This is a genomic window from Aurantimonas sp. HBX-1 (genome assembly GCF_021391535.1).
Lineage (GTDB): Bacteria > Pseudomonadota > Alphaproteobacteria > Rhizobiales > Rhizobiaceae > Aurantimonas.
On sequence record NZ_CP090066.1, the window covers coordinates 4129911 to 4155214 of the forward strand.

The window sequence follows — 25304 nt, forward strand, 5'->3', positions numbered from 1 at the left end:
GGCGGCTTGGCACGCCAGCCCCTCTCGGCGTCATCCCCGGGATTGACCCGGGGACCCATTCCAGGCCGCCCGAGCCGCCGATAACGCTCAAAGGCGTTCCCGTTGGGCCTCCCACTTCCACCTGCAGCGCCAAGGCCTTGCGTGAAACTGGCGCAAAATGCGCCAGGCTCTTGCAGTGCCGCATTTTTCTACCCATACTCCTGGCGTGTTCAACGAAGCGAAAGGAGGTGATCCAATGTCGAGTGATTTCCAGGTACCGGTTGGGTCTCAGTATCTTGGCAACGCGGCGGAGCAGCCTCCTCGCTTCGTATAAGATATGCAGGTCCGGATTTCGGTCTGACGACCGCCGGTAATTGAGACATCACGGGGCCGCTTCCTGGAGACAGGGAGCGGCCTTTTGATTGCGCGGCACCCACTCAACGCTTCGACCTGCAGACGCGAAAAGGCCCGCTCCACGAGGTGAAGCGGGCCTTCATCTTGTGAACTGCCGGCGAGCGTCGCCGGCGGCTCAAGCCGTCAGCTTACTGGGCCGGGGCGTTGCTCGCCGGGGCCATGCCGCTGTCGGTGGCCGGCGTGGTCGGGGCGGCGCCGGTAGCGGCCGCGTCGTCACTGTCCATGTCGTCGGCCTCTTCACCATAGGCCGGCGCGCTCTCGAGCTCTTCACGCGTCACGTTGAGCACGATGCGGTCCGGGAGGTTGTCCTCGCCGACGACCGGGGTCACCGGCTCCGTGGTGGAGGCGGTCGTCTCCGCACCGCCAGCCGGGGCCGCCGGGTCGGCGGCCATTCCGCCAGCCGCGGGAGCCGCAGGGGCCGCCGCGTCAGCGGTTGCCTCAACCTCGGCTTCGGTCGGCAGGCCCTCGGTCTTGCCCGGGCCGAACTCGAGCGCGTCCATCGACACGGCGACGTCCTTCTCGCCGATGCCGAGGAAGCCGCCGACGCCGACCAGCACGGCCAGAACCTCACCCTGCTCGGAGAGCAGGACGTCGCTGATCGAGCCGATATTCTCGCCCGTCGTGTCGTAGACTTCCTTGCCTTCCAGATCCGAGGCGCGCCACGAGCCGGTGGGCTCGACGGTCACGAACGGACCTTCGGCACTGGCCATGTCGGCGCCGGCTTCCGAGTCCGGGGTGGCTGCCATGTCCGAACCGGTATCGGCTTCCGGCATGGCCGCCGTGCCCGAGGTGTCGGCGGGCGACGTGGTGGTGTCGGTGGCAGTGGAGTCCGGCGTCGCGGCGGCGTCGGGTGCTGCCGGTTCCGTCATCTCGGCCGGCTTGGATTCATCGGTCATCGACGGGGCGGTGCCGGTGGCGGGCGCCTGGGTGTCCTGGGCAAAAGCGGCGAACGGCATGACGACGCCGGCGAGAAGCATGGGGAGAAGAGTCTTACGCATCGGTCAGTTCTCCAAAAGTTGATGTGGAGAATGAATGTGCTTCGCCGGTACTGGTTCCCGCAAAATCAACAAGACTCGCCGAAACGACTTGCCGGTGCCCGCTTTGCCCGGCGAAGGCCGCGCCGGCGATGACTCGACGGGCAGTCGGCGGCGCTCACGGCCCGTAATAACCGAGGCCGGATTGGTCCGGCTGCCCGGGTTTCAGGCGTAGAGGTCGCGCCGGGTCGGCGGCAGGCCGCTCGGCCCTTTGGAGCGCTTCGAGGCCAGCGTCTGGTAGATCAGCAGGCCGCCCCGCTCGAACCCCAGCGAGACGCCGGCCAGATACAGCAGCCAGAGCCGGGCGCGCTCCTCGCCGGCGATGGCGGCGGCTTCCGGCATGCGCGCGGCGAGCCGGTCGTGCCAGAGGCGGCAGGTGCGGGCGTAATGCTCCCGCCAGTTCTCGACGTCGTGCACCTCGAAGCGGTGCTTCTCGAGCATCCCGGCGGAATGGCCGATATGGTCGAGCTCGGCGCCGGGGAAGATGTAGCGGATGATCGCCGCATACTCCTTCGTGCCCTTGCGAAATTTCGCATCGGTGGCCTTGGCCGGCCGGGTGATCGCGTGATGCAGATAGAGGCCGTTTGGCCGCAGCAGGCCCCGCACCGCCTTGAAATAGGCGTCGTGATTGTCCCAGCCGACATGCTCGAACATGCCGATCGAGGCGATCTTGTCGAACGTGCCGGTGAGCGCCTGGAAGGGCTTCAGTTCCACCGTCACCTTGTCCGCCAGTCCCTTGGCGGCGATGCGCTCGCGGGCGAGGCGGTATTGCGCCTGGCTGAGCGTCACGCCGTGGCCGGTGACCCCGTGATGCTCGGCGGCGTGGATCAGCAGGGCGCCCCAGCCGCAGCCGATGTCGAGGAAGCGCTCGCCCTGCCGCAGCCGCAGCTTGCGGCAGATCATCTCCAGCTTGTCGTGCTGGGCCTTGTCGATGTCGTCGTGCCAGCCGTCGAAATAGGCGCAGGAATAGAGCATCCGGCTGTCGAGGAAGAGCCGGTAGAAGTCGTTCGAGATATCGTAGTGGAACTGGATCGCCGCCATGGAGGAGCCGCTGGCGCCGGCGCCATCGCCGGATGTCGCCATTGCCTGGCGCTTGCCCTGACGGGAGAGGCGGTAGAGCGCCGGCAGGGCCGCCGCGAGCTTCAGCTTGCCGAGGCGCTTCAGCGCATCGCGCGTCTTGATGTCGGACCGCGCTTTGGCGACGTCGAAGATCGTCCCGCCCTCGATGTCGATGGCGCGGGACATCCAGAGCTCCACCGCCGTCGCGATGCGCGGCGAGATCGCCAGGCGTGCCAGGGCGGCGGGGTCGTTGAGCGCCAGGACCGGACCATCGGCAGGGCCGATCCGCTCGCCGGTCCAGAGCCGCACGGCGATCTTCGGCTGGAAGGCGGCGACGGCGTCGCGCACCAGAGCCTCGAGTTTCGCGTCGCCCGTTGCCATCGCCCATTCCCGTTTCACGTGAAACTGCCCGCAAGCCGCTCTCTGCGCATATCGCGACCGGCGCGGCACCGCAATCGAGGACGACGAGGGAAGGGCGGCGATGAACGGCGCGGCGGCGGCGGTCAGCCCGGGCTGAGACTGCCCGGATCGACCGCGCTCAGGTCCTGGCCGGCGGCGCCGACGCACCAGTCACGGCGCTTGCCGCCGCCATAGGGCGCGACGAGCCCTTCGCGCAGCAGGATCTTGCCGAGGTCGGGGTAGTCGGCCGTCGACAGGGTGGCCAGCACGCGGCCGAAATACTTGTCGCCGGAAATGTCGGCCAGCGTCACCGGGCCATCGCCGAGGAGGGCGGCAAGGCGCTCGGTCGCACGAGCCGCTGCGGCCTTTTCGGCATCGCATTTGCCGCGGTGCTCCGGCGCGTCGATCCCCTGCAGCCGGACCGCCACCTGCACCGCCTGCATCGGCCAGACGAACGCCTCGACCTCGACCGTATCGCCGTCGCGGACCTTGATCACGCGCGCCTCGACCGGCCCGGCGATGGACCGCGGGTAGGATTCCTGCGCCCCGGCCGGCGACAGGCCGGAGGCGAGCCCGAAGGCGATGATGCAACCCGAGAGTGTGAGGCGCGAAAGGAGCAAGAGGTTACTGCCATCGAATCAAATGCGATGACGGATAATATTCCTACCTGCCGGACGGCACAAGCCAGGGAGAGACGCGCGATGCGCTGTGTTGAATCTGACGTGGCGGCATTTTGCGACCCGGACGCGATCGGTTTCATTCACCGCTAGGACGCAAGGCACACAATCACCGGGTGAGGCACGGCGAAGCCGCGTGCGCGAATTGCGAGGCCGAAGCCGGCGGCGACATCAGATATAACGGGCGGCAACCTCAGAAATCGGAGGTGATGCCGTTCTTCTCCCAGTCGCCGTAGCGCACCGGCTCGGGCCCTTTCGGTCCGTTGACCTCGGGGGGCCGCGCGGTCGCCTCGGCTTCCCCCCGGCGCCGGCGCTCCGCCGCCTCCGCCAGCGCCCGTTGGGCGGCTTCCGGCAGTTCAGCTTTCGCCGGCGGCTCGGCCGAGCGTGCGGGATCCCCGCCATCGGGCATCTCTGTCATCGTCGATCATCCTTTCCCGGCCTGTCGGGACGTCCCTGGGCAGAAGGCCCGCTGCACCGGCGCGTTCCGAGTCCGCTCCGCGTCCAGATAAGCATTGTCGGCGGCGGGTGAAGTCCTTGGAAGGCTCGCGCGGTCGCGACCGGCCGAGAATCCCTCGCGGGTCGCCCGGATCCCCGCAAAACCCCGCACGCGGCCGCCTTCCAGCATTGAAGAAACCGCCCGCGATCCCCAGATTTGCGGCCGACACGGCGCGATTGGTCGCGCTCTACCGGACGGAGGTCGACCCCCCGCATGAACATGATCAAGACGGCGATGCTGATCGCCTTCATGACCGCCCTCTTCATGGGCGTGGGCTTCCTGATCGGCGGCCGCGCCGGCATGATGATCGCCTTCGTGGTCGCCGCCGGCATGAACCTCTTCTCCTACTGGAACTCCGACAAGATGGTGCTGCGGATGCACCATGCCCGCGAGGTCGACGCCCGCACCGCACCGGAGTTCTACCGCATCGTCGAGGGGCTTTCGGCCAATGCCGGCCTGCCGATGCCGAAGGTCTACGTCATCCAGAACGCGCAGCCGAACGCCTTCGCCACCGGCCGCAACCCCGAGAATGCCGCCGTCGCGGCGACGACGGGCCTGCTCGAGCGGCTGAGCCCGGAGGAGGTCGCGGCGGTGATGGCGCACGAGCTGGCGCATGTGCAGAACCGCGACACGCTGATCATGACGATCACCGCGACGCTCGCCGGCGCGATCTCGATGCTCGGCAATTTCGCCTTCTTCTTCGGCGGCAACCGCGACAACAACAATCCGCTCGGCATGATCGGGCTGCTGGTCGGCATGCTTGTCGCGCCGTTCGCGGCGATGCTGGTGCAGATGGCGATCAGCCGGACGCGGGAATATTCCGCCGACCGGCGCGGCGCCGAGATCTGCGGCAATCCGCTCTGGCTCGCCACGGCGCTCGACAAGATTGCCCGCAGCGCCGGCCGCATCGTCAACCCGGACGCCGAGCGCAATCCGGCGAGCGCCCACATGTTCATCATTAATCCGCTGTCCGGCCAGCGCATGGACGGGCTCTTCTCGACCCACCCGAACCCGGCCAACCGCATCGCGGCACTTGAGGCGATGGCGGCGGAGATGGGGGTCGGCGGCGCTGCGGACCGGTCGATTGCGCCTCCCGCCGGCCCGTGGGGCGGCCCGCGCCGGGGACCGTGGGGTTGAGCGCCGGGACGGACGGCAGGAAACCCCGCCGCGGCGGCAATTTCGACGCATCCCGCTCGGCGCCGCGCAAGCGCCCGCTGCCGGGCAAGGCATCGCAGGATCGCGGCGGCAATCACGCCCGCATTCCCGCCGGCGCCGACGGCTTCGTGCCGGACGGCTATTCGGCCGGCGACCGGCCGGGCCTCGGCGCCCGGCTGGTCGCGGCCAAGCTCCTGTCGGCGATCGTCGACGCGAAAACCTCGGCCGACGGCCTGCTCGACCCCACCGGTGGACATCCCGGCCTGCGCGCCCTGGAGCCGCGCGACCAGGGCCTGGTCAAGGCGATCATCCTGACGGCGCTGCGCTTTCGCGGCACCATCGACCGCGCCCTCGACGCCTGTCTCGACCGGCCGCTGCCGCCCAACGCGGCGTCGCTGAAGCACATACTGCATGTCGGCGCGGCGCAGATCCTCTACCTCAACGTCCCGGATTCGGCGGCGGTGGACCTTGCGGTCGCGGCCGCCAACATCGATTCCCGCAGTCAGCGCTTTGCCGGCATGATCAACGCCGTGCTGCGGCGCCTGTCGCGGGAGAAGGAGGCGCTGAGCGGTATCGGCCAGCCGTCCGACAATGTGCCGGAATGGCTGATGCGCCGGCTGGTAGCCACGTACGGGCCGGAGCGCGCGCAGGCGATCGCGCTGGCGCACATGACGCCGGCGCCGCTCGACCTGACGGTCAAGGCGGGTGCGGCCGGCTGGGCCGAACGCCTCGGCGGCACCCAACTCGGGCGCTCGACCGTGCGCCTCGGTGAATTCGATGGCGCCGTCACCGGGCTTGCGGGCTTCGCGGAAGGCGACTGGTGGGTGCAGGACGCGGCGGCCGCGTTGCCGGCGCAGCTGTTCGGCGACCTGACCGGGCGGCGCGTCGCCGATCTCTGCGCCGCGCCGGGCGGCAAGACCGCCCAGCTGATCCTCGCCGGCGGCAAGGTCACCGCCTTCGACATCAACGCCAACCGGATGAAGCGGCTGAAGGCCAATCTCGAGCGACTGTCGCTGGAGGCCGAGACCATCGTCGGCGACGTCGCCGCGCATGAGCCGGAAGCGCCGTTCGACGCCATCCTGCTGGATGCGCCGTGCTCGTCGACCGGCACGATCCGCCGCCACCCCGACGTCGCCTACACCAAGGACCTGGCCGAGATCGAGAAGCTCGCCGGCGTTCAGGCGCGCCTTCTTTCGGTCGCCGCCGACATGCTCGCAGTAGGCGGGCGGCTCGTCTTCTCCAACTGCTCGCTCGACCGGCTGGAGGGCGAGGATCTGGTCGAGACGTTCCTCTCGGCGCGGCCGGATTTCGTCCGCGAACCGGTGCAGCCGGAGGAACTGCCGGGCTTCGCCTTCGCCGTGACGGCGGCCGGCGACCTGCGCACGACGCCCGAGATGATGGGCGGCGGCGAGGGGCCCGGCGGCGGCCTCGACGGGTTCTACGCCGCGCGGTTGCGCCGCATCTGAGGCGGATGCCGGAAGACTCGCCAGCGGCTTAGCAAAACCTTTACCATATCGGCAGAAACTTGGCGCCAGAGAGCCGGCGTCCCGGCTTCATCGCCGCAAGGCGAGGACCCGGCGACGCTCATTTTGGGCGACGGGACCGGACATCGTCCGGAGCTGGGAAGAGGACGTGTCGACGAGCCTCGTGGATAGACCGCTGCTGGCGGTCCTGACGCTGCGGGAAGCGTGGCGGCGGGCTCGACGGCGGCTGCGCACCGGGCCCATCCATCGCTGGCGCTTCGCCGGCGGCGTTCCCGACCGGCTGCTGGTGGTGCCGCCGAACCTGCGGCATGGCGATCCGGCCGTTGCCGAGGCGATCTATGCCGGGCGGTTCCATTTCGCCGGCCAGCTGCTGGAGCCAGGGCGCTCGTCGATCTTCGAGCTGGCGCTGCCGAGCCCCGCCTATGCGGCCGAGCTCAACGGTTTCGACTGGCTGCGCCATCACGCCGAGTCCGGCGACGCGCTGGCGGTGGCCAATGCCCGCGCGCTTGTCGACGACTGGATCCGCTTCAAGGGCCGCACCATCGCCGGCCCCGCCTTCGAGCCGGCGGTGACGGCGCGGCGGGTCATCGCCTGGATGACCCATGCCGACCTGCTGCTGACCGATGCCGAGATCGGCTTCTATCGCCGCTTCATGAAGAGCCTGGCGGGCCAGGCCCGCTATCTGCGCTCGATCGCCCAGGAGGCGCCGGACGGCGCCCCGCGGCTGACGGTGCGGATCGCGCTGGCCTTCGCGGCGCTCTGCCTGCCGACGCCGAATGCCCGGATCCGGATCGCCGCGCTGCATCTCGCCGACGAGCTCGAGCGGCAGATATTCCCCGATGGCGGGCACGTGTCGCGCGACCCGGGCGCCGTGGCCCGCATCCTCGCCGACATGATCCCGCTGCGCCAGACCTTCGTCGGGCAGGGCCAGCCGGTGCCGAAGGGCATCTACACGGCCATCGACCGGATGCTGCCGGCGCTGCGCTTCTTCCGCCATTCGGACGGATCGCTGGCGCTGTTCAACGGCGCCGGCGCCGGCGACGTCCACCTTCTCTCCGTGCTGCTGCGCTTCGACGAGACGCTGGGCGAGCCGATGTTCCATGCGCGGCAGTCCGGTTATCACCGGCTCGCCGCAGACCAGACCGTGGTGATCGCCGACACCGGCTGCCCGCCGCAGCCGGCCTTTTCCGGCGGCGCCCATGCCGGCACGCTGTCCTTCGAGCTGTCGAGCGAGGCGAGCCGCATCGTCGTCAATTGCGGCCGGCCGGTCGGCGAGGACGGCGACTGGCGCCGGCTGTCGCGGTCGACCGCTGCGCATTCGACGGTGACCATCGCCGACCAGTCCTCCTCGCGCTTTGCCCGCTCCGAGAGCCTCGACCGGTTCCTCGGCACGCCCCTGGTGCCGGGGCCGACCCATGTCGACTGCGCCGAGACCGGCGACAGCGGCCTCGGCTTCGAGGCGACGCATGACGGCTACGACCGCGGCTTCGGCCTTCTGCACAGCCGCCGCATCGAGGTGTCCCGCGACGGCCGTTCGGTCGAGGGCGCCGACCGTTTCCTGCGCGGCGGCGGCCACCGCCCGCAGCTGATCGCTCGCGACGCGACGGCCCGCTTCCATCTGCATCCGTCGGTGGTGGTGGAAAGCGCCGGAAGCGCGATCCGGCTCAGCGTCCGCGACCAGACCTGGCTGTTCCGCTGCGATTCCCATTGCGAGATCGAGGATTCGATCTTCTTCGCCGACGCCGCGGGGGCGCGGCGCACCCTGCAGATCGTGGTGCCGTTCGACGCGCTGTCGCCGGAAGGCATCAGCTGGCGCTTCGACCGCGAGCGCTAGCCGCGAGCCTCCCCGTCAGCGCCGCTGCTGGACGTGATCGATCAGCGCGCGCAGCTTCGGCGCGACGTTCCGCCGGCTCGGATAATAGAGATAGAAGCCGGCAAAGTACGGGCAGAATTCCTCCAGCACCGGCACCAGTTCGCCGCGCTCGATCAGGGGACGGAAGCTCGCCTCCATGCCGAAGGTGATCCCCGAGCCGGCGACGGCGAGCCTGATCATCAGCGCCATATCGTTGGTGGTGATCCGCGGGGCGACCTCGACGCGGAATTCCTTGCCGGCTTCGGCGAACTCCCACCGGTAGGGCGCCGATTTCGGCGCGGGCCGCCAGCCGATGCAGGCATGCGTGGCAAGTTCCGACGGATGCGACGGTACGCCGAAGCGGGCGCGATAGGACGGCGCGCAGACCGCCAGCTGCCGCTCGTCACCGGCCACCGGCACGGCGATCATGTCCTGCTCGATCACCTCGCCGAGACGCACGCCCGCATCGAAGCCCTCGGCGACGATGTCGAACTCCTCGTCGGTCACGGTGATGTCGAGCGCCACCTCGGGATGGGCCTCGGCAAACGCGGCGAGGTACGGCCCTGAAAGAAAATGCTCGGCGATCGACGAGACGGCGAGGCGCAACCGCCCGCGCGGGCGCCCGGGCAGGAGCGTCGCCTCGTCCAGCGCCGCGCGGATGTCCCCGACCGCTGGGGCGATCTCCGCGTGGAGCTGCTCGCCGGCTTCCGTCAGGCTGACGCTGCGCGTGGTACGCCGCACCAGCGCGACGCCGAGACTTTCCTCCATGCGCCGGATCGTCTGGCTGACGGCGGAGCGGGTGACGCCCAGCCGGTCGGCGGCGGCGCGGAAGTTCCGCTCCTCCGCGACGATGGCGAACACCGCGATGGCATTGAGATCCAGCTGCATTGGTTAGTAGGGCTTTCCAGTGTGGTGAGTTGTCGTCCGGTTATCGCGACAGTGCCACGTGCCTATCCTTCTGGCCATCGAAGAACGTCATGAAAGGATCATCCCGATGTCCCTCGACAAGACCATCCTGATCACCGGTGCCTCCAGCGGCATCGGCGCTGCCATCGCCCTGGAACTGGGCAAGACCGGTGCCCGGCTCGCCCTCGGCGCCCGCCGCACCGACCGCCTCGAGCAGCTGGCGGAGGAGATCGGCGGCGAGGTTCTGGTGCGCCGCCTCGACGTCACCGACCGCGCCGACGTCGCCGCCTTCGCCGATGCGGCGCGGGAGCGCTTCGGCCGTATCGACGTGATCGTCAACAATGCCGGGGTGATGCCGCTGTCGCCGATGGCCTCGCTCAAGGTCGACGAATGGGACCGGATGGTCGACGTCAACATCAAGGGCGTGCTCTACGGCATCGCCGCGGTGCTGCCGGAAATGACCGCCCGGGGCTCCGGCCACGTCATCAACATCGCCTCGATCGGGGCGCTGCGGGTGGTGCCGACGGCGGCCGTCTACTGCGCCACGAAATATGCCGTGCGCGCCCTTTCCGAGGGGCTGCGGCAGGAGAACGATCGGATCCGGGTCACTTGCGTGCATCCGGGGGTCGTCGAAAGCGAACTGGCCGACACGATCACCGATCCCGCCGCCGCCGAGGCGATGAAATCCTATCGCGCCATCGCGCTGAAGCCGGAGGCGATCGCCCGGGCCGTCCGCTACGCCATCGAGCAGCCGGACGATGTCGACGTCAGCGAGATCGTCGTTCGCCCCACCGCCAGCCAATGAGGAGGCCAGCCATGTCCACGTCCACGCGTACGCCAGTGCGCGCGGCTGCCGCCGCCGCCCTCCTGCTGGCGGGCGCGCCGTCCGCCGCCGCCGAGTCCACCGAAGCCCGTCGCGAACGCGGCGCGGCGGTGGTCGCGAAGCTCAACAACGGCGTGCCGCAGCCGAACCTGGAACGGATGCGGCAGGAATTTCCGTTCCTCGCCGACGCGACCGAAGCCTATGCGCTCGGCGAAGTCTGGTCGCGGCCGGGGCTCGATGATCGGACGCGGCAGCTGGCGGCGGTGGCGGCCTTCGCGGCCACCGGCCAGACGGCGCTCATGCAGGTCCATGCCGGCTATGCGCTCAATATCGGCGTCTCCGAGGAGGAGCTGAAGGAGATCATCTATTTGATCACTGTGCCGGCCGGCTTCTCGCGGGCGATCGAGGCGTCGCAGGCGCTGTCGGAAGTCCTTGCCGAGCAACACTCGGCCCGGCCCGCCAGCGGAGGGACGACGCCATGAAGGCCCTGCCGCTCCTGCTGATCCTCGCCGTAACCCTCGTCACACCAAAGGTCCATGCCGACATGACAGCTCCATCGAACACGCAGTCCGCCCAGCAGGCCCACCCCTATGTCGGGATGTGGGTGACGGCGGACGGACATGTCCGCCACGAATTGCTGCCGAACGGGCGCTACGACGAAGCCCGTGGGACACGCGAAAGCGCCTATCAGGGGCGCTACGAGGTTCGCGGCAGCCATATCGACTACTGGGACGACATCGGCTTCACCGCCGACGGCGAGTTTCGCGACGGCGTTCTCTATCACGGCGGCATGGTGTTCCACCGCCAGGAATAGCCGTGAAGGCGGGCGGGCGGGCGGCGTCCGCCCGTTGCCCGTTCTAGCCGTGCGCGTGCGCGGCGTTGCGCTTGCGCGTCGCGGCGGCCTTCTTTGCCGATTCCGATCGCTCTTCGGCCGTGCGGGAGGCGGAAGCCTCGCCGCCCTTCTTGCCGCCCTTGTGCGCGGCGGGGTGGCCGGTGTGCGTGCCGCGGCCGGAGCCGGACTTGTTGCCCCCGCCATCGTCCTTGTTGACCGTCGCCCAGGCGCGGCGCTCGGCCTCGTCTTCCGGCACGCCGCGTTTCTCGTAGCCTTCGGCGATGTGATCGGCCTTGCGTTCCTGCTTGTCGGTGTATTTGGACTTGTCGCCCCGTGGCATGGCGTCCTCCTGTCCGAATGGTTCCGCCGCCGAAACGGGCAACGGGCCGGCCCGTTCCCGTCCCGGGCACCGCCCCGGGCCTTTACACGCTCCTGCCCCGCCCCAGCTTGGCCGGCATGATCCGCACCCTCTCCCTCCTCGCTCTCGCCCTGCTGCTTTCCGGCTGCGGCATGAACCGCGCCGTCGGCGTCCTGCCCAACACGCTCGACGATCTCGGCGAACGCTCGGCACCGCTGCGCGGCGACGCGCCGCCCGTCCGCGAAAAGCCGTAGGCGACAAGCGCCCGGCATTGCCGGGCGGACGGCCTGCGACTATCAGACGGGCTTCACCCACGATCACGGGAAGCCGCATGTCCGTCGAAGCCAACGCCACGCCCCTTCCGGACCGGGTCAAGGTGCGCCGCGCCCTGCTCTCGGTCTTCGACAAGACCGGCCTCGTGCCGTTTGCCACGGGCCTTGCCGAACTCGGCGTCGAGCTGGTCTCGACCGGCGGCACGTTCCGCGCCCTGAGCGAGGCCGGCCTGAAGGTGCGCGACGTCGCGGAACTCACCGGATTCCCCGAGATCATGGACGGCCGGGTGAAGACGCTGCACCCGGCCGTGCATGGCGGGCTGCTCGGAATTCGCGACGACGCCGACCACGCGGCGGCGATGGCGGCGCACGGCATCCACGGCATCGACCTCCTGGCGGTCAATCTCTACCCGTTCGCCGCGACTCTTGCCGGCGGCGCCGACCGCGCGACGATCGTCGAGAACATCGACATTGGCGGTCCGGCAATGATCCGCGCCGGCGCCAAGAACCACGGCTACGTGACCGTTGCGACCGATCCGGATGACTACGGAACGGTCCTGGAGGAACTGCGGCAGAACGCCGGGCAGACGACGCTGGAGCTGCGCAAGCGGCTTGCCATGCAGGCCTACGGCGCCACCGCGGTCTATGATGCGGCCGTCGCCAAGTGGTTCGCTGCGGACGTCGGCGACATGCCCGCGATCCGCAGCTTCACCGGCACGCTGGCCGAGACGTTGCGCTATGGCGAGAACCCGCACCAGAGCGCCGGGTTCTACAAGACCGGCGACGGGCGCCCGGGCGTCGCCACCGCCCGGCAGGTACAGGGCAAGGCGCTGTCCTACAACAACATCAACGACACCGACGCCGCCTTCGAGCTGGTGGCGGAGTTCGATCCCGCCAGAAGCGCCGCCGTCGCGATCATCAAGCACGCCAATCCCTGCGGCGTCGCCGAAGGCGCCAGCCTCCTCGAGGCCTACCGCAAGGCGCTCGCCTGCGACCCCGTCTCCGCCTTCGGCGGCATCGTCGCGATGAACCGCCGACTCGACAGGGAGGCGGCGGAGGCGATCGTCGAGGTGTTCACCGAAGTGATCATCGCGCCGGAGGCGGACGAGGACGCGATCGCCGTCGTGGCGGCGAAGAAGAACCTCCGCCTGCTCCTGACCGGCGGCCTGCCCGATCCCCGCGCACCCGGCCTGACGGTGAAGTCGGTCGCCGGCGGCTTGCTCGTCCAGACCCGCGACAACGGCGTCGTCGACGACCTCGACCTGACGGTGGTGACGAAGCGGGCGCCGAGCGAGACCGAACTCCGGGACCTCAAATTCGCCTTCCGGGTCGCCAAGCACGTGAAGTCCAACGCCATCGTCTATGTCCGCGACGGCGCGACCGTCGGGATCGGCGCCGGCCAGATGAGCCGGGTGGATTCGGCGCGGATCGCCGCCCGCAAGGCCGAGGACGCGGCGGAGGCGGCGGGGCTCGCCGAGCCGCTGACGCGCGGTTCGGTGGTGGCTTCCGATGCGTTCTTCCCGTTCGCCGACGGGCTGCTCTCGGCGGTGGCGGCGGGCGCGACGGCGGTGATCCAGCCGGGCGGCTCGATGCGCGACGACGAGGTCATCCGCGCCGCCGACGACAACGGCATCGCCATGGTGATGACCGGCATGCGCCACTTCCGCCACTGACGCCGCCGGCGCCCCGGCCCCCCGCCGGGCGAAAGCCTCGCGCAAGCCGGGGATGCGACAAAGACCTGTTCCGGTGGGGCCGACCACGGATGGACTGGCGGCCCCATCGTCGAACACCTTTCCCCAGGTGTTCGATCTCCGGCACCAACCCCTGTGCCCGGCCCGGCGAAGGCGGCGCCCTTCAGCGCCCGTCTTCCCGGCCACGTGCCGTTCGCGTACCTGGCGGCGCGCGCTCCCCTCAGCCTTCCTGCCGCAGCGGTCCCTTGGTGCTCCAGAGCAGCGCCAGGCCGATGGCGAAGAACACGATGATCGCCGACATGCCGATCCGCGACGCCGTCACCGGGTCGGTGAAGGTCACGGCGATGGCGGTCATGGCGGCGACCGAGGCGGGCGCCAGGAACGACGTCGCCCGGCCGATCAGCGCGTAGAAGCCGAAATAGCGGCCGGCCTCCTCGGCGGTCACCGACTGCGCCAGCCAGGACCGGGACGAGGCCTGCACCGGGCCATAGGCGAGGCCGATCAGCATGCCGTAGACGACGAAGCTCCGCTCGGCGCCGCTGGCGAACAGGCCCTGCGCCTCGACCGGGGCGAAGCTCAGCAGTCCGAACAGGGTGAAACCCGGCGCCGTCGAGGCGATGCAGATCGTCGCCGTGACCAGGCAGGCGATCGACATGACCACCACGCCCTTCGAGCCGAGCCGCGCGTCGAGCACGCTGGCGATGAGGCAGCCGGCGATCGCTGCGACATTGATGATGATGCCGAACAGGCCGCTTTCGGTGAGCGACCAGCCGAACATGCCGGCGGCGAAGGCGCCGCCGAGGATCAGCAGGCCGTTGACGCCGTCCTGGTAGAACATCCGCGCCAGGAGGAAGCGGAACAGGTCGGGCCTCGCGCGGATCTCGCGGAAGGTCGCCTTGAGGTCCTTCATCCCGTCGCGCGCGGCGGCGCCGATCGGCCGTTCGCGCTTGCGGTCGGGAGTGAGGAAGAACATCGGCAGGACGAAGACGAGGTACCACAGCGCCGCCAGCGGCCCGGTGGCACGCGCGCCTTCGCCCTGTGCCGGGTCGAGTCCGAACAGTGGCGGAAGGCCGAGCAGCGTCAGGCCGGTCTCGGTCGAGCCGGCGAGGAAGGCGAGGGTAAACAGCAGGAAGACGATGCCGCCGGCATAGCCAAGGCCCCAGGCGATGTTGGAGACGCGGCCGATCGAGCGGACATGGATGAGGCGGGGGATCATCGCGTCGTTGAAGACGATGGAGAACTCGGCGGAGATCTGGGCGAGCACGATCAGCAGCGCCACCAGCACCAGCGGCGAGCCGGGGGCGGCGAACCACAACAGCGCCAGGGCGACGATCTGGATCACCCCGAACCCGGCGATCCAGGGCTTGCGCGGCCCGGCGCGGTCGGCGACGGCGCCGAGCAGCGGGCAGAGCAGCGCGATGATCAGGCCGGCGACGGTCGCCGCGGCGCTCCACCAGAACTGGCCGGTGGCCGGATCGGGCGCCAGCTGCGAGACGAAATACGGGCCGAAGACGAAGGTGATGATGACGGTGAACAGCGGCTGCGCCGCGAAGTCGAAGGTCATCCACGCCCAGACGCCGGAGCGCCGCAGCGGATCTCGATAGGGCGGCCCGTCGCTGCGGAAGGTTGCGTCGGCCATGCTGGTGCTGCTCCTCGCCCCCGTCGCCGAGGGCGTCGTTCATGGACCCGGTCGTGCCCGCCCCGGCTCTACGTCCCGCTGCCTTCCGGGGCAAGCGGGGCGTTGCGATTAGGCTTAAGGGGGAGGCTGCACGGACGCCGCGCCCTATGCTATCGAGGGCCTTGGATCGATCAGGATCTGGAGGATATCGCCATGGCCAAGGGTCAGATGCGCAGCAACAAGGAAGTCCGCAAGCCGAAGGCGGACAAGAAGACGGCGCCGGTCGCGGCAACCGTGCCGGGCAAGTTCGCGCCGAAGAGCGACGACAAGAAGAAATAGGTGCCTGCGGCCTGCCTCTCGGCAGGAACGGGCGGTGCTCCGATCGGAGCGCCGCCCGTTTGCGCTTCTAGCCCGCGAGATCGGCAAGGAGCCCGGCGGCGACCGTGAGCCGCGCGACGGAGGTCTCGCCCGAGCCCGCCAGGGCGGCGATCTGGGCACTGATCCGGTCAGCCGCGTCGCGGCGTCCGGCGACCCAGGCACCCGCCGGATCCTCGGCATCGCCATGGGCGCCGAGCGCCTCGGCGGTCAGGCGGCGGCGCGCGCTGGCGATCTCGCTGCCGGCCCGGTCGAGCGCCAGCATCTCGTAATAGTCGGCCGTCTCGATGGCGAACAGCGCCGCCTCGAGCCGGCCGATCTGGAACAGGCCGGTGATGGCGAAATAGCATTCGATGGTGCGCTCGAGCGGCGCGCCTGTTTCACGTGAGACAGCGGCGATGTCCGGCACCAGCGCGACCAGCGGCAGCGCCGCGATGTCGGCGGCGAGATCTTCCGGCACGCCCTTCTCGACCCATTGCGCGGCGCGGAGCTTCGCCTCCTCGCGCGCCGCCTCGGTGGCGAGGTCGAGCAGCCCGGGCCGCAGCTTCGACAGCGCCTCGCGGCTGTCCACGACGGCCGGCGTGAGGCCCGCCTCGAAGCGCTCGTTGCGGACGAACCAGCGCGTGGTGCGGATCAGGAAGCGGCGGATCTCGGCGTAGAGGCCGTTCTGGACGTCGCCGTGCAGCCGGCCGTCCAGCGCGTCCACCCGCTCGTAGAACGAGCGCGCATCGAGCCCGTCCTTGGCGGCGACGAAGGCCCTGACCACGTCCGACGGCGAGGCGCCCGTCGCCTCGCGCAGCATCGTCCCGAAGGTCGGGCCGGTGCGGTTGACCATCTCGTTGGCCAGTACCGTCGCGACGATCTCGCGTGCCAGCCGGTGGCCCTTGATGTCGCGGGCGAAGTCGCGGCGCATCGGCGCCGGAAAATAGTCGGTCAGCCGGTCCTCCAGATACGGATCGTCCGGCAGCGTGCCGGCGACCAGCTGGTCGAACAGGGTGATCTTGGCGTAGGCGAGCAGCACGCCGATTTCCGGCCGGGTGAGGCCGCTGCCGGCACCGCGCAGATCCGCGATCGCGGCGTCGCCGGGCAGCGTCTCGACGGTCCGGTCGAGGGCGCCCGCCGCCTCGAGGATGGTCATGAAGCGCGCCTGCAGCGCCAGGGCCGAAACCCCCAGCCGCTGCTCCAGCGAGATCGCCAGCGTCTGCTCGTAATTGTTGGCGAGCACCAGTTCGGCGACCTCGTCGGTCATCGACGCCAGCAGCGCGTTGCGGTCCGGGCGCGGCAGGCGCCCGTCCTCCATCGGGCCCTTCAGCGCGATCTTGATGTTCACTTCGACGTCGGAGGTGTTCACGCCGGCGGAATTGTCGATGGCGTCGGAGTTGATCCGCCCGCCCGACCGGGCGAACTCGATGCGGCCCTTCTGGGTGACGCCGAGATTGGCGCCCTCGCCGACGACCTTGGCGCGCAGGTCAAGACCGGTGACGCGCAGCGCGTCGTTGGCGCGGTCGCCGACCTCGGCATTGGTCTCGCCCGAGGCGCGGACATAGGTGCCGATGCCGCCGAACCAGAGGAGGTCGGCCGGCGCCTTGAGGATCGCCGCGATGAGTTCGGCCGCGGTGCCTTGGCGGCGATCCCAGCCGATCGCCGCGGCGCCCGCCTCGGACAGGCGGATCAGCTTGTCGCGCCGCGAATAGACGCCGCCGCCGGCAGAGAGCCGGTCGCGGTCGTAGTCGGTCCAGGAGGAGCGGGGGAGGGCGAAGAGCCGCTGGCGCTCGGCGAAGGAGATTTCCGGATCCGGATCGGGATCGATGAAGATGTCGCGGTGGTCGAAGGCGGCGATCAGCCGCGTCTGCCGCGACAGCAGCATGCCGTTGCCGAAGACGTCGCCCGACATGTCGCCGCAGCCGACGACGGTGAAGGGCTCGGCCTGGATGTCGCGGCCGAGTTCGCGGAAATGCCGCTTCACCGCTTCCCAGGCGCCGCGCGCGGTGATGCCCATCGCCTTGTGGTCGTAGCCCGCCGAGCCGCCGGAAGCGAAAGCGTCGTCGAGCCAGAAATCCGCCGACTGGGCGATGGCGTTGGCGGTGTCGGAGAAGGTCGCGGTGCCCTTGTCGGCGGCGACGACGAAATACGGGTCGTCGCCGTCATGGCGCCGGATCAGCGGCGGCGTGACGACCGCGTCGCCGACGATGTTGTCGGTGACCGACAGCAGCGAGGCGACGAACACCACGTAGGCGGCGCGCCCGGCGGCGAACCATGCGTCGCGGTCGCCGGTGTCCGGGAGCTGCTTGGGATAGAAGCCGCCCTTGGCGCCGACCGGCACGATGACGGCGTTCTTGACCTGCTGGGCCTTCACCAGGCCGAGCACTTCGGTGCGGTAGTCCTGCGCCCGGTCGGACCAGCGCAGGCCGCCGCGGGCGACCTTGCCGAAGCGCAGGTGCACCCCTTCGACCCTTGCGTCGAAGACGAAGATCTCGCGGAACGGCACCGGCGCCGGCAGGCCCTCGACGGCGGCTGAATCGAGCTTGAAGGCGAGCGCCGGATCGACGCGGCCGGGCTCGGAATCGGGGACGGACGAGATGCCGTCGACGGCGTAGAAATTGGTGCGGAGCGTCGCGAGGATGACGCCGAGGAAGCGCCGGATGATGCGGTCGTCGTCGATGGAATCGACTTCGTCCAGCGCCTCGATGATGGCGGCGTGGATATCGCCGGCGCCGCGCGCTTCGGCGGCCTGGGCGCTGCGCCGTTCGGGCTCGGCCGGGGCGGCGTCGGTGCCTGGTTCTGCCGGCGCCGGGCCGGGCGCGGCGGCACGGGCCGGGTCGAAGGCGGTCTCGAAGAGCTGCCAGAGCAGCCGGGCGACGGCCGGCTGGCGCAGCAGCGTTTCGGCGATGTAGTCCGGGGAATAGGAGAGCCCGGCCTGCCGCAGATAGCGGGCATAGGCCCGCAGCACGTTCGCCTGGCGGAAGCCGAGCCCCGCCTCCAGCACCAGCGCGTTGAAGCCGTCATTCTCGATGCGGCCGGCGCTGACCGCGGCGAAGGTCGCCTCCAGCGGCCGTCCGGCGCCGTTCAGCTCGATCGGGCCGCCGCGCCGGCGCACCAGGTCCATGTCGTGCAGGTGGACGATCTCGCCGTCCGGCCGGGCGATCCGGAAGGTGCGCTCCGAGACGACGCCGAACCCCATGTTCTCCAGGATCGGCACGCGCGTCGACAGCGAGACGGCGCGGCCGAGATGGTAGACCTTGAGGCGCATGAGTTCGGCCGGATCGCCGTCGCGGCGGTAGAAGTCCATCTGCAGCGCCTGGGCCGGCTGCAGGTTCAGGATGATCTCGCCGTCGGTCACCGCCTCCTCGGGCGCGATGACGTCGCGGTAGCTGTCCGGCAGGCCCGGCGCCACACTCGCCAGCTCGGCCGGCCGGCCGGCGCGGGCGAGGGCGGCGGCGAAGGCGTCGTCCCAGTTCTTCGCCATCTCGACGATGCGGGCCTCGAGACGTGCCGGATCGATGTCGGGCGTCTTGCCGCCGACGCGGCCGATGATGATGTGGACGCGGGCGAGCGGACCTTCCGGGAAGGCCGGGTAGTAGGCCGAGACGTGCCCGTCATAGGCCTCGGCGAGCAAGAGGCCAATGCGCTCGCGCAGCCGGGAATCGTAGCGGTCGCGCGGCACGAAGACGATCACCGAGACGAAGCGGTCGAAGCGGTCGACCCGCGGCAGGATCCGCACGCGGGGCCGTTCCCCGAGTTCGACGATGGTGGCGGCGAATTCCTCCAGGAGGTCGACGTCGATCTGGAAGACCTCGTCGCGCGGGTAGGATTCCAGCGCGTTGAGCAGCGCCTTGCCGGAATGCGAGCCGGGCCGGAAGCCGGAGCGGGCGATCACCGTCTGGGCCTTGAGGCGCAGATAGGGGATGGTCAGGATCGACTGGGTGTAGGCGCTGGAGGCGAACAGGCCGACGATCCGGACCTCGCCGGCGAAGCGGCCGGAATCGTCGTATTCCTTGATCCCCACATAGTCCATGTAGGCGCGCCGATGCACGCGCGAGCGGGCGTTGGCCTTGGTGACGATCAGCGGCGTTGGCGCCTCCAGGAAGGCGCGGATTTCCGGCGTCGTGGTCAGCGGCCGGGCCGGGCGGCCGAGAATGCGCACGTCGGGATCGGCGAGGATGCCCAGACCCTCCGCCGAGCGGCGCGCCATGGCCTCGCCGCCGGCCTCCGGGAGATAGTCGTATTCGCGGCAGCCGAGGAAGATGAAATTGTCGTCCCGCAGCCATTCCAGCAGTGCGGTGGATTCCGCGACGAGGGTCCGCTCGGCTTCGTCGGGAAGGCTCTCGGCCCGGCGGCGCAGGGCCGCGACCGCGACGGTGACGCGCTCGCGCATCGCGCCGAAATCCATGTTCGCCTGGCGCACCTCGGTGAGGATACGCTCGAGCGAGGCCTTCAGCGCGGGGGCCGCCTGGCGTTCGCCATGCGGGTCCACCGCGAACTGGATCAGGCTGGTGCGCAAGGCGGATCCCGATCCCGAATCGCTCGGGTGGGAAACCGAGAAGCTCTCCAGGCTGCCGTCGCCGGCGCGGCGGACGTCGAGGACCGGATGCGAGATGTAGTTGATGCCGGGCGACTTCTCGACGACCTCGGCGGCGAGGGAATCGAACAGGAACGCCATGTCGTCACTGACCACGGTGACCAGATCCTGAGCCTCGCCGTGCCTTGCGAACGCCGTTGGGCGCTCGATCCGCACCACCGGCTGGCCCGGCCGGTGCGCCTCGAGGGCGGCGACGGCGGCCGTCGCGGCCGCGGCCAGCGCTTCCGGAGAGAAGGCGGCGAGATCGTCGGCGGGCGGCCGAGCGAAAAGCAGCGGGGCGAGCGCCGCCACCGGGCTGCCCTCCCCGGCGGCGGCCACCACCGCCGTCAGTATCTCCGCCTTGCCGATATCGCGATGGCTCATGCTGTGCCCCCTGCCCGTTCGCCGTGATGGCTCGCGAGACCTATCATAGGGGAGTGCGCCCGATGTTCGACGCCGGAACGGCGATCGGGGCGCCGGCGGAGGCATCATGGACAAGCAGGAAACGCGCCCGGTCATGGCGCTCGATCTGGTGCCGCAGGCGCCGCTGTCGGAACGGACCGAAGCCTATTTCGCCAAATGCGTGGAGAAGCTCGGCCTGGTGCCGAACGTGCTCCGCGCCTACGCCTTCGACGAGGCGAAGCTGGATGCCTTCTCGACCTTCTACAACGAGCTGATGCTGGCGCCGGGCGAGCTCTCCAAGCTCGACCGCGAGATCATCGCGGTGGTCGTCTCGGCGATCAACCATTGCCACTACTGCCTGACCGCGCACGGCGCGGCGGTGCGCCAGCTGTCGGGGGACCCTGGCTTTGGCGAGGAGATCGCGCAGAACTGGCGCGCCGCCGGGCTCGATGCACAGCGCACGGCGATGCTCGATTTCGTCGTCAAGCTGACCGAGCGGCCGGACACGATCGTCGAGGCGGACCGGCAAAAGCTGCGTGACGCCGGCTACAGCGACCGCGCGATCTTCGACATCGCGTCGGTCGCCGCCTTCTTCGCCATGTCGAACCGCGTCGCCGCGGCGACGGACATGCGCCCGAACGCCGAATATCACTCGATGGCGCGATAGCAGCGGCGCCGGCCGCGCCGCGCCGGCCGGCCGGCTGTCAGATCTCGACCAGCCGGTCAGGGATCTCGTTCGGATTGCGGTGGTCGCCGGGGAAATGTTCGGCGAGAATCGCGCCGGCGGCGGTGATCGCCGCGATATAGCCTTCGGCGAGGCGATCCTCCCGGGCGGCGTCGATCAGGCCGGCCACGATCTGGTCCCATGCCGCCTGCGGCACCTTAGCGGCGATCCCGGCATCGGCCAGGACTTCGGCATAGTGCTCGGCTTCGGACACGAAGATCAGGATGCCGGTCCGCCCCTTGGTCGAATGGAGGTTGTGGGCGAAAAACTGCGCCAGCGCCATGCGGTGTGCCCGCTCCTCGGCGATGGCCTGCGGCACGAAGGCGAGGCGCAGCCGCGGCACCGCGGCGAAGAGCACGAGCAGCAGCATGGTTGCGGCGAGCTGGCTGAGCACCAGGGCCAGCGCTGAGATGGCGAAGCCCGCCAGCGGCGCCAGCAGCACGGCGACGAGCGCCGCCAGCAGCGACAGGCCGAGCGCGACGGTCGCCGGGACGAAGACATAGGCGTCGCTGGAGCGCGCGAAGACGGCATAGATTTCGCCGGTGGTCGGGGCCTCGGCGGCGCGGATGGCGTCGGTGATGCGGGCGTGGTCGGCCGGCGTGAAGGTCAGTTGCGCCATCTACCAGCTCCCCGAGGATCCGCCGCCGCCGAACGAGCCGCCGCCCCCGGAGAAGCCGCCCCCGCCGCTGCCGCCGAACCCGCCGCCGCCGAACGAGCCGCCACCCATGCCGGAGCCTGCGCCCATCGCCCAAGTCATGCCGAGCCAGCGATAGCGGTTCTTGCCGACCTTGCGGCCGCGCATCCGGGCCAGGCGGGTCATCAGGAACATGCCGATGACGAAGACCCAGACACCGAAGAAGAACAGCGAGAACAGCCCTTCGGCGAGGTCTTCCTCGGACCAGCTTTGGTTGCGCTCCGCCCTTGCCTCGAGCTCGGCGGCATTGCCCGACAGCACCTTCAGGATGCCGTCGACGCCGCGCGAGATGCCGCCGGGATAATCGTCGGCGCGGAACGCGGGGAGGATGTCGTTCTCGATGATCAGGCGGGACAGCGCGTCGGTGAGCGTGCCCTCGAGCCCGTAGCCCACCTCGATCCGCACCTTGCGGTCGTCGCGGCTGACCAGGAGGACGACCCCGTTGTCTTCGCCCGCCTGGCCGATCGCCCATTGCCGCGCCAGGCGGTTGGCGTAGTCGGCGACCTCGTAGCCCCCGAGGTCCGGCACCGTCGCGACCACGACCTGATCGCTTGACGTCGCCTCGAAGGCGGCGAGCCGCTCGGTCAGCGCCGCTTCGGCCGAAGGGTCGAGGAGGTCGGCGGTGTCGACGACCCGGCCGGTGAGGGCCGGGAACTCCTGGGCCGCAGCGGGCAGGGCCAGCAGCAGCACCAGCAACAGCGCCGCCAGTCGCGCGGCGGCCGCCCGGCAGGCCGGCGCGACCGCTGTCGCCGGCAGGGTGCGCCCGGTCAGCCAGGCCATCAGTTGCCGAAATTGACCGTTGGCGGGGTAGCCGAGCCCGCGGTGGCGGTGAATGGCTGCATCGGCTCGGCATCGGAATAGAAGATCGCGGCGATCCAGCGACCCGGGATGGTGCGCAGCTCGGTGTTGTAGACCCGCACCGCCTCGATGTAGTCGCGGCGGGCGACCGAGATCCGGTTCTCGGTGCCTTCCAGCTGGCTCTGCAGCGCCAGGAAGTTCTGGTTGGAGCGCAGTTCCGGATAGGCCTCGACGGTGACCAGCAGGCGCGACAGCGCGCCGGAGAGCTCGTCCTGCGCCGCCTGGAACTTCTGCACGGCGGCCGGATCGGTCAGCTGGTCGGCGTTGATCTGCGTCTGGGTGGCCTTTGCCCGCGCCTCGACCACCGCGGTCAGCACCTCGCGCTCCTGCGCCGCGAAGCCCTTCACCGTCTCGACGAGGTTGGGGATCAGGTCGCTGCGGCGCTGGTACTGGTTCTCGACCTGCGCCCAGGCGGCCCTCGCCTGCTCCTGGTAGGTGGGAATCGCGTTGATCCCGCAGGCCGACAGCAGCGGCACCAGGAGCATCAGCGCAAGGCCGGTCAGGAGGGCGCGGGCGCCGGTGGGGCGGGCGCGGTCGGCAAGCTGCATGGTGGTCTCCGGACGGTCGGGGGCCGCAGGGCCCGTTTCGCGGCACTCTAGCGTATCGTCCGGCGATCCAGAAGCCGAACATTGGCGGCGCACAGTTGCCCTCGCGCGGCTTTTCCGACACAGAGTCTGTCATGACACGCCATCATGACGACGATGCACGGCAGCGCGAGGCGAAGGCCATTCTCGACCGGATCCGCCAGGAGACGGAGCCGCAGGTCGGGGCGCATACCGAGGCGATGCTGACCCGCACCCGGTCGCATTTCATGGCGGGCGACGCCGACCAGAACGACCGGCTCGAGGTCATCGGGACGCGGATCGGCCGGCTGGCGGGGGTCGTCGGCTTCGTGGTGCTCGCGCTGCTGCTCGCGTCCCAGCTGTTCGGCGACTGAGCGCCGTGTCGATCGCCGAACCCCTGCGTCCGCATGACCGCCCGGCCGTGATCTCGATTTCCAGCCACGTGGCGCGCGGCACGGTGGGCAACCGCGCCGTGGTGTTCGCGCTGGAGTCGCTGGGCTTTCCGGTCTGGTCGGTGCCGACCGTGACGCTGCCCTGGCATGCCGGGCACGGCAAGGCGACGCGGATCGTGCCGCCGCCGGCGGACTTCGCCGCCCTGGTCGACGATCTCGCCGGCTCGCCCTGGCTGAGCGAGGTGGGCGCCATCCTCACCGGCTATTTCGGCGGCAGCGAGCAGGTAGAGCCCGCGGCGCGGCTGGTCGAGGCGGTCAAGCGGGCCAATCCCCGGGCGATTTACCTCTGTGATCCGGTGATCGGCGACGAAGGCCGGCTGTACCAGTCGCAGGCGACGCTGGAAGTCATCCGCGACCGGCTGATCCCGCTGGCCGACATCGCTACGCCGAACCGGTTCGAACTGGAGCTGCTCTGCGGCCTCGAACTCGCCGACAACGCCCATATCGCCGAGGCGGCCAGCACCCTCGGGCCGGACAAGCTGCTGGTGACCTCGGCCTTTCCGATGCTGCGCGGCGGCATCGGCAATCTGCTGGTCCACGACTTCACGGCGCTGCTCGCCGAGCACCGCTCGATCGACGACGCGCCGCACGGTCTCGGCGACCTGACGGCGGCGGTGTTCCTTGCCCGCATCCTTTCCGGCCTTGGCTCGGAGAAGGCGCTGCAGACCACCACCGCCACGGTGTTCGAGATCCTGGCGCGGACCCGCAAGCGCGGCGCCGACGAACTGACCGTGGAGATCGACAGCGACAGCCTGCGCCATCCGATGGCGATGGTGCAGATGCGCCGCCTGGCCTTCCCGGGCGGCAACCGGCGAGCCTGAGCGGCCCCGTGCCGGCGGTCTTCCCGAGCGGCGCGGAAATCTGCGGGGTCAGCGCCTGCCGCGGCGGCTGGCTGGCGGTGCAGGCGCTGCCGGGATCGGCGGACCCGACGGCGCGGGTGTTTCCGCGCTTCGGCTTTCTCCTCGACGCGGCCGGCGAGGCGGCAGAGATCGTCGTCGGCATGCCGATCGGGCTGCCGGAGCGGATCGACGGGCCCGGGCGGGCGGCGGAGAAGGCCGTGCGCCCCTTGCTGGGCATGCGCCAGTCGAGTGTCTTCTCGACCCCCTCGCGGCGCGCCGTGGAAGCCGCGGGCCCGCCTTATGCGAGTGAGCTCGCCCGTCGCGAGGCGCATACGCGCAGCTGCGACATCGCGCGCCGGACCTCCAGCCCGCCCCGCGGAATGTCGATCCAGGGGTTCTCGATGTTCCCGAGGATTCTCGAGCTGGATGGGGTGCTGCGGTCCCGGCCCGCCCTGCTTGCCCGGGTGGTGGAGAGCCATCCGGAAGCCGCCTTCATGGCCCTGAACGACGGGGCGGCGATGACGACGCCGAAGCGCATCCGCAATGTCGTCGACGCCGCCGGGATCGAGGAGCGGCGCGCCTTGCTGTGCCGGTGCGGCATTCCCCGGCGTTTCCTCTATGCGCCGCCGCCACCCGGCAGCGCGCTGGTCGACCTCGTCGACGCGGCCGCCCTGCTGCTGGTCGCGGCCCGCCGGGCAGCCGGGATGGCGCGGCCCTACCCGGACCCGCCGGACAGCGATTGCCACGGGCTCCCCATCGCCATCTGGGCTTGACTTGGCGGGGTCCGATC

24 protein-coding genes are annotated in these 25304 nt (G+C 70.1%); 13 read left to right on the forward strand and 11 right to left on the reverse strand.

The window, feature by feature from the left end:
* Positions 1-521: 521 nt before the first annotated feature.
* From LXB15_RS19535 to LXB15_RS19550, 4 genes are all read right to left on the reverse strand, one after another.
* Positions 522-1391 (reverse strand): PRC-barrel domain-containing protein, encoded by an 870-nt coding sequence (locus LXB15_RS19535; RefSeq protein WP_233950022.1) that lies wholly within the window; start codon positions 1389-1391, stop codon positions 522-524.
* A 201-nt stretch (positions 1392-1592) separates the two neighbouring features.
* Entirely contained in the window at positions 1593-2867 is a 1275-nt protein-coding gene (locus LXB15_RS19540; protein WP_233950023.1) for a cyclopropane-fatty-acyl-phospholipid synthase family protein, read from the reverse strand.
* A gap of 122 nt (positions 2868-2989) precedes the next feature.
* The gene (locus tag LXB15_RS19545) at positions 2990-3505 is read right to left on the reverse strand and encodes a thermonuclease family protein (RefSeq protein WP_233950024.1); all 516 of its coding nucleotides are present in this window, start codon (positions 3503-3505) and stop codon (positions 2990-2992) included.
* A 250-nt stretch (positions 3506-3755) separates the two neighbouring features.
* Positions 3756-3980: a DUF1674 domain-containing protein gene (locus LXB15_RS19550; RefSeq protein ID WP_370640137.1), complete on the reverse strand. Its 225-nt coding sequence runs from the start codon at positions 3978-3980 to the stop codon at positions 3756-3758.
* 291 nt (positions 3981-4271) lie between these two features.
* Here LXB15_RS19550 and htpX point away from each other — a divergent pair, with 291 nt between their 5' ends.
* From htpX to LXB15_RS19565, 3 genes are all read left to right on the forward strand, one after another.
* A complete protein-coding gene (gene htpX, locus LXB15_RS19555) occupies positions 4272-5195 on the forward strand; it encodes a zinc metalloprotease HtpX (protein ID WP_233950025.1) in 924 nt (307 codons plus the stop codon).
* On the forward strand, positions 5192-6679 hold the full coding sequence (locus tag LXB15_RS19560; protein ID WP_233950026.1) for an RsmB/NOP family class I SAM-dependent RNA methyltransferase: 1488 nt from the start codon (positions 5192-5194) through the stop codon (positions 6677-6679). Before htpX ends, LXB15_RS19560 begins: the two co-directional genes overlap by 4 nt.
* A gap of 181 nt (positions 6680-6860) precedes the next feature.
* Positions 6861-8531, forward strand: a complete 1671-nt coding sequence (locus LXB15_RS19565) for a heparinase II/III family protein (RefSeq protein ID WP_233950027.1) — start codon at positions 6861-6863, stop codon at positions 8529-8531.
* Positions 8532-8546: 15 nt separating this feature from the next.
* Here LXB15_RS19565 and LXB15_RS19570 read toward each other — a convergent pair whose 3' ends face one another.
* Entirely contained in the window at positions 8547-9437 is an 891-nt protein-coding gene (locus tag LXB15_RS19570) for a LysR family transcriptional regulator (RefSeq protein ID WP_233950028.1), read from the reverse strand.
* Between the two features lie 106 nt (positions 9438-9543).
* On the opposite strand from LXB15_RS19570, the gene LXB15_RS19575 reads away from it, so the two are divergent.
* Genes LXB15_RS19575 through LXB15_RS19585 form a run of 3 tightly spaced genes read left to right on the forward strand, consistent with a single transcriptional unit; the run spans position 9544 to position 11092 of the window.
* Positions 9544-10260 carry an SDR family oxidoreductase gene (locus tag LXB15_RS19575; protein WP_233950029.1) on the forward strand — a complete coding sequence of 239 codons (717 nt, stop codon included), beginning with the start codon at positions 9544-9546 and terminating at the stop codon, positions 10258-10260.
* 11 nt (positions 10261-10271) lie between these two features.
* Complete coding sequence (locus LXB15_RS19580) at positions 10272-10760, forward strand: carboxymuconolactone decarboxylase family protein (RefSeq protein WP_233950030.1); 489 nt, start codon at positions 10272-10274, stop codon at positions 10758-10760.
* Positions 10757-11092, forward strand: coding sequence for an Atu4866 domain-containing protein (locus tag LXB15_RS19585; RefSeq protein WP_233950031.1), 336 nt, complete (start codon positions 10757-10759; stop codon positions 11090-11092). The genes LXB15_RS19580 and LXB15_RS19585 overlap by 4 nt, the downstream gene beginning before the upstream one ends.
* Before the next feature lie 43 nt (positions 11093-11135).
* On the opposite strand, the gene LXB15_RS19590 is transcribed toward LXB15_RS19585, so the two are convergent.
* On the reverse strand, positions 11136-11450 hold the full coding sequence (locus LXB15_RS19590; protein ID WP_233950032.1) for a plasmid stabilization protein: 315 nt from the start codon (positions 11448-11450) through the stop codon (positions 11136-11138).
* 116 nt (positions 11451-11566) lie between these two features.
* Between LXB15_RS19590 and LXB15_RS19595 the strand changes: the two genes are divergently transcribed.
* Positions 11567-11722, forward strand: a complete 156-nt coding sequence (locus tag LXB15_RS19595) for a hypothetical protein (protein WP_233950033.1) — start codon at positions 11567-11569, stop codon at positions 11720-11722.
* A 77-nt stretch (positions 11723-11799) separates the two neighbouring features.
* A complete protein-coding gene (gene purH, locus LXB15_RS19600) occupies positions 11800-13413 on the forward strand; it encodes a bifunctional phosphoribosylaminoimidazolecarboxamide formyltransferase/IMP cyclohydrolase (protein WP_233950034.1) in 1614 nt (537 codons plus the stop codon).
* Positions 13414-13651: 238 nt separating this feature from the next.
* On the opposite strand, the gene LXB15_RS19605 is transcribed toward purH, so the two are convergent.
* Positions 13652-15070 carry an MFS transporter gene (locus tag LXB15_RS19605; protein WP_233950035.1) on the reverse strand — a complete coding sequence of 473 codons (1419 nt, stop codon included), beginning with the start codon at positions 15068-15070 and terminating at the stop codon, positions 13652-13654.
* A gap of 192 nt (positions 15071-15262) precedes the next feature.
* On the opposite strand from LXB15_RS19605, the gene LXB15_RS20990 reads away from it, so the two are divergent.
* On the forward strand, positions 15263-15388 hold the full coding sequence (locus tag LXB15_RS20990; RefSeq protein WP_255696619.1) for a hypothetical protein: 126 nt from the start codon (positions 15263-15265) through the stop codon (positions 15386-15388).
* Positions 15389-15455: 67 nt separating this feature from the next.
* On the opposite strand, the gene LXB15_RS19610 is transcribed toward LXB15_RS20990, so the two are convergent.
* Positions 15456-20366, reverse strand: coding sequence for an NAD-glutamate dehydrogenase (locus tag LXB15_RS19610; RefSeq protein WP_233950036.1), 4911 nt, complete (start codon positions 20364-20366; stop codon positions 15456-15458).
* A gap of 106 nt (positions 20367-20472) precedes the next feature.
* On the opposite strand from LXB15_RS19610, the gene LXB15_RS19615 reads away from it, so the two are divergent.
* Positions 20473-21051 carry a peroxidase-related enzyme gene (locus LXB15_RS19615; protein WP_233950037.1) on the forward strand — a complete coding sequence of 193 codons (579 nt, stop codon included), beginning with the start codon at positions 20473-20475 and terminating at the stop codon, positions 21049-21051.
* 37 nt (positions 21052-21088) lie between these two features.
* On the opposite strand, the gene LXB15_RS19620 is transcribed toward LXB15_RS19615, so the two are convergent.
* Genes LXB15_RS19620 through LXB15_RS19630 form a run of 3 tightly spaced genes read right to left on the reverse strand, consistent with a single transcriptional unit; the run spans position 21089 to position 23208 of the window.
* Positions 21089-21727 carry a TPM domain-containing protein gene (locus LXB15_RS19620; protein WP_233950038.1) on the reverse strand — a complete coding sequence of 213 codons (639 nt, stop codon included), beginning with the start codon at positions 21725-21727 and terminating at the stop codon, positions 21089-21091.
* Positions 21728-22573: a YgcG family protein gene (locus tag LXB15_RS19625; RefSeq protein WP_370640248.1), complete on the reverse strand. Its 846-nt coding sequence runs from the start codon at positions 22571-22573 to the stop codon at positions 21728-21730.
* Positions 22574-22581: 8 nt separating this feature from the next.
* Entirely contained in the window at positions 22582-23208 is a 627-nt protein-coding gene (locus LXB15_RS19630; RefSeq protein ID WP_370640138.1) for a LemA family protein, read from the reverse strand.
* A gap of 131 nt (positions 23209-23339) precedes the next feature.
* Between LXB15_RS19630 and LXB15_RS19635 the strand changes: the two genes are divergently transcribed.
* From LXB15_RS19635 to LXB15_RS19645, 3 genes are read left to right on the forward strand one after another with little or no spacing between them, the layout of a single operon-like run.
* On the forward strand, positions 23340-23597 hold the full coding sequence (locus LXB15_RS19635; protein ID WP_233950040.1) for a hypothetical protein: 258 nt from the start codon (positions 23340-23342) through the stop codon (positions 23595-23597).
* A complete protein-coding gene (gene pdxY / locus LXB15_RS19640; RefSeq protein ID WP_370640249.1) occupies positions 23594-24496 on the forward strand; it encodes a pyridoxal kinase PdxY in 903 nt (300 codons plus the stop codon). The genes LXB15_RS19635 and pdxY overlap by 4 nt, the downstream gene beginning before the upstream one ends.
* An 8-nt stretch (positions 24497-24504) precedes the next feature.
* Positions 24505-25287, forward strand: a complete 783-nt coding sequence (locus tag LXB15_RS19645) for a DUF429 domain-containing protein (RefSeq protein ID WP_233950042.1) — start codon at positions 24505-24507, stop codon at positions 25285-25287.
* Positions 25288-25304 lie beyond the last annotated feature (17 nt).

Coding starts and splice junctions, on each gene's coding strand:
- LXB15_RS19575 (WP_233950029.1), top strand. CDS start 9,544: ATGTCCCTCGACAAGACCATCCTGATCACCGGTGCCTCCAGCGGCATC.
- LXB15_RS19610 (WP_233950036.1), bottom strand. CDS start 20,366: ATGAGCCATCGCGATATCGGCAAGGCGGAGATACTGACGGCGGTGGTG.
- LXB15_RS19590 (WP_233950032.1), bottom strand. CDS start 11,450: ATGCCACGGGGCGACAAGTCCAAATACACCGACAAGCAGGAACGCAAG.
- LXB15_RS20990 (WP_255696619.1), top strand. CDS start 15,263: ATGGCCAAGGGTCAGATGCGCAGCAACAAGGAAGTCCGCAAGCCGAAG.
- purH (WP_233950034.1), top strand. CDS start 11,800: ATGTCCGTCGAAGCCAACGCCACGCCCCTTCCGGACCGGGTCAAGGTG.
- LXB15_RS19635 (WP_233950040.1), top strand. CDS start 23,340: ATGACACGCCATCATGACGACGATGCACGGCAGCGCGAGGCGAAGGCC.
- LXB15_RS19630 (WP_370640138.1), bottom strand. CDS start 23,208: ATGCAGCTTGCCGACCGCGCCCGCCCCACCGGCGCCCGCGCCCTCCTG.
- LXB15_RS19550 (WP_370640137.1), bottom strand. CDS start 3,980: ATGACAGAGATGCCCGATGGCGGGGATCCCGCACGCTCGGCCGAGCCG.
- LXB15_RS19595 (WP_233950033.1), top strand. CDS start 11,567: ATGATCCGCACCCTCTCCCTCCTCGCTCTCGCCCTGCTGCTTTCCGGC.
- LXB15_RS19540 (WP_233950023.1), bottom strand. CDS start 2,867: ATGGCAACGGGCGACGCGAAACTCGAGGCTCTGGTGCGCGACGCCGTC.
- LXB15_RS19615 (WP_233950037.1), top strand. CDS start 20,473: ATGGACAAGCAGGAAACGCGCCCGGTCATGGCGCTCGATCTGGTGCCG.
- LXB15_RS19605 (WP_233950035.1), bottom strand. CDS start 15,070: ATGGCCGACGCAACCTTCCGCAGCGACGGGCCGCCCTATCGAGATCCG.
- LXB15_RS19570 (WP_233950028.1), bottom strand. CDS start 9,437: ATGCAGCTGGATCTCAATGCCATCGCGGTGTTCGCCATCGTCGCGGAG.
- LXB15_RS19620 (WP_233950038.1), bottom strand. CDS start 21,727: ATGGCGCAACTGACCTTCACGCCGGCCGACCACGCCCGCATCACCGAC.
- LXB15_RS19585 (WP_233950031.1), top strand. CDS start 10,757: ATGAAGGCCCTGCCGCTCCTGCTGATCCTCGCCGTAACCCTCGTCACA.
- htpX (WP_233950025.1), top strand. CDS start 4,272: ATGAACATGATCAAGACGGCGATGCTGATCGCCTTCATGACCGCCCTC.
- LXB15_RS19535 (WP_233950022.1), bottom strand. CDS start 1,391: ATGCGTAAGACTCTTCTCCCCATGCTTCTCGCCGGCGTCGTCATGCCG.
- LXB15_RS19580 (WP_233950030.1), top strand. CDS start 10,272: ATGTCCACGTCCACGCGTACGCCAGTGCGCGCGGCTGCCGCCGCCGCC.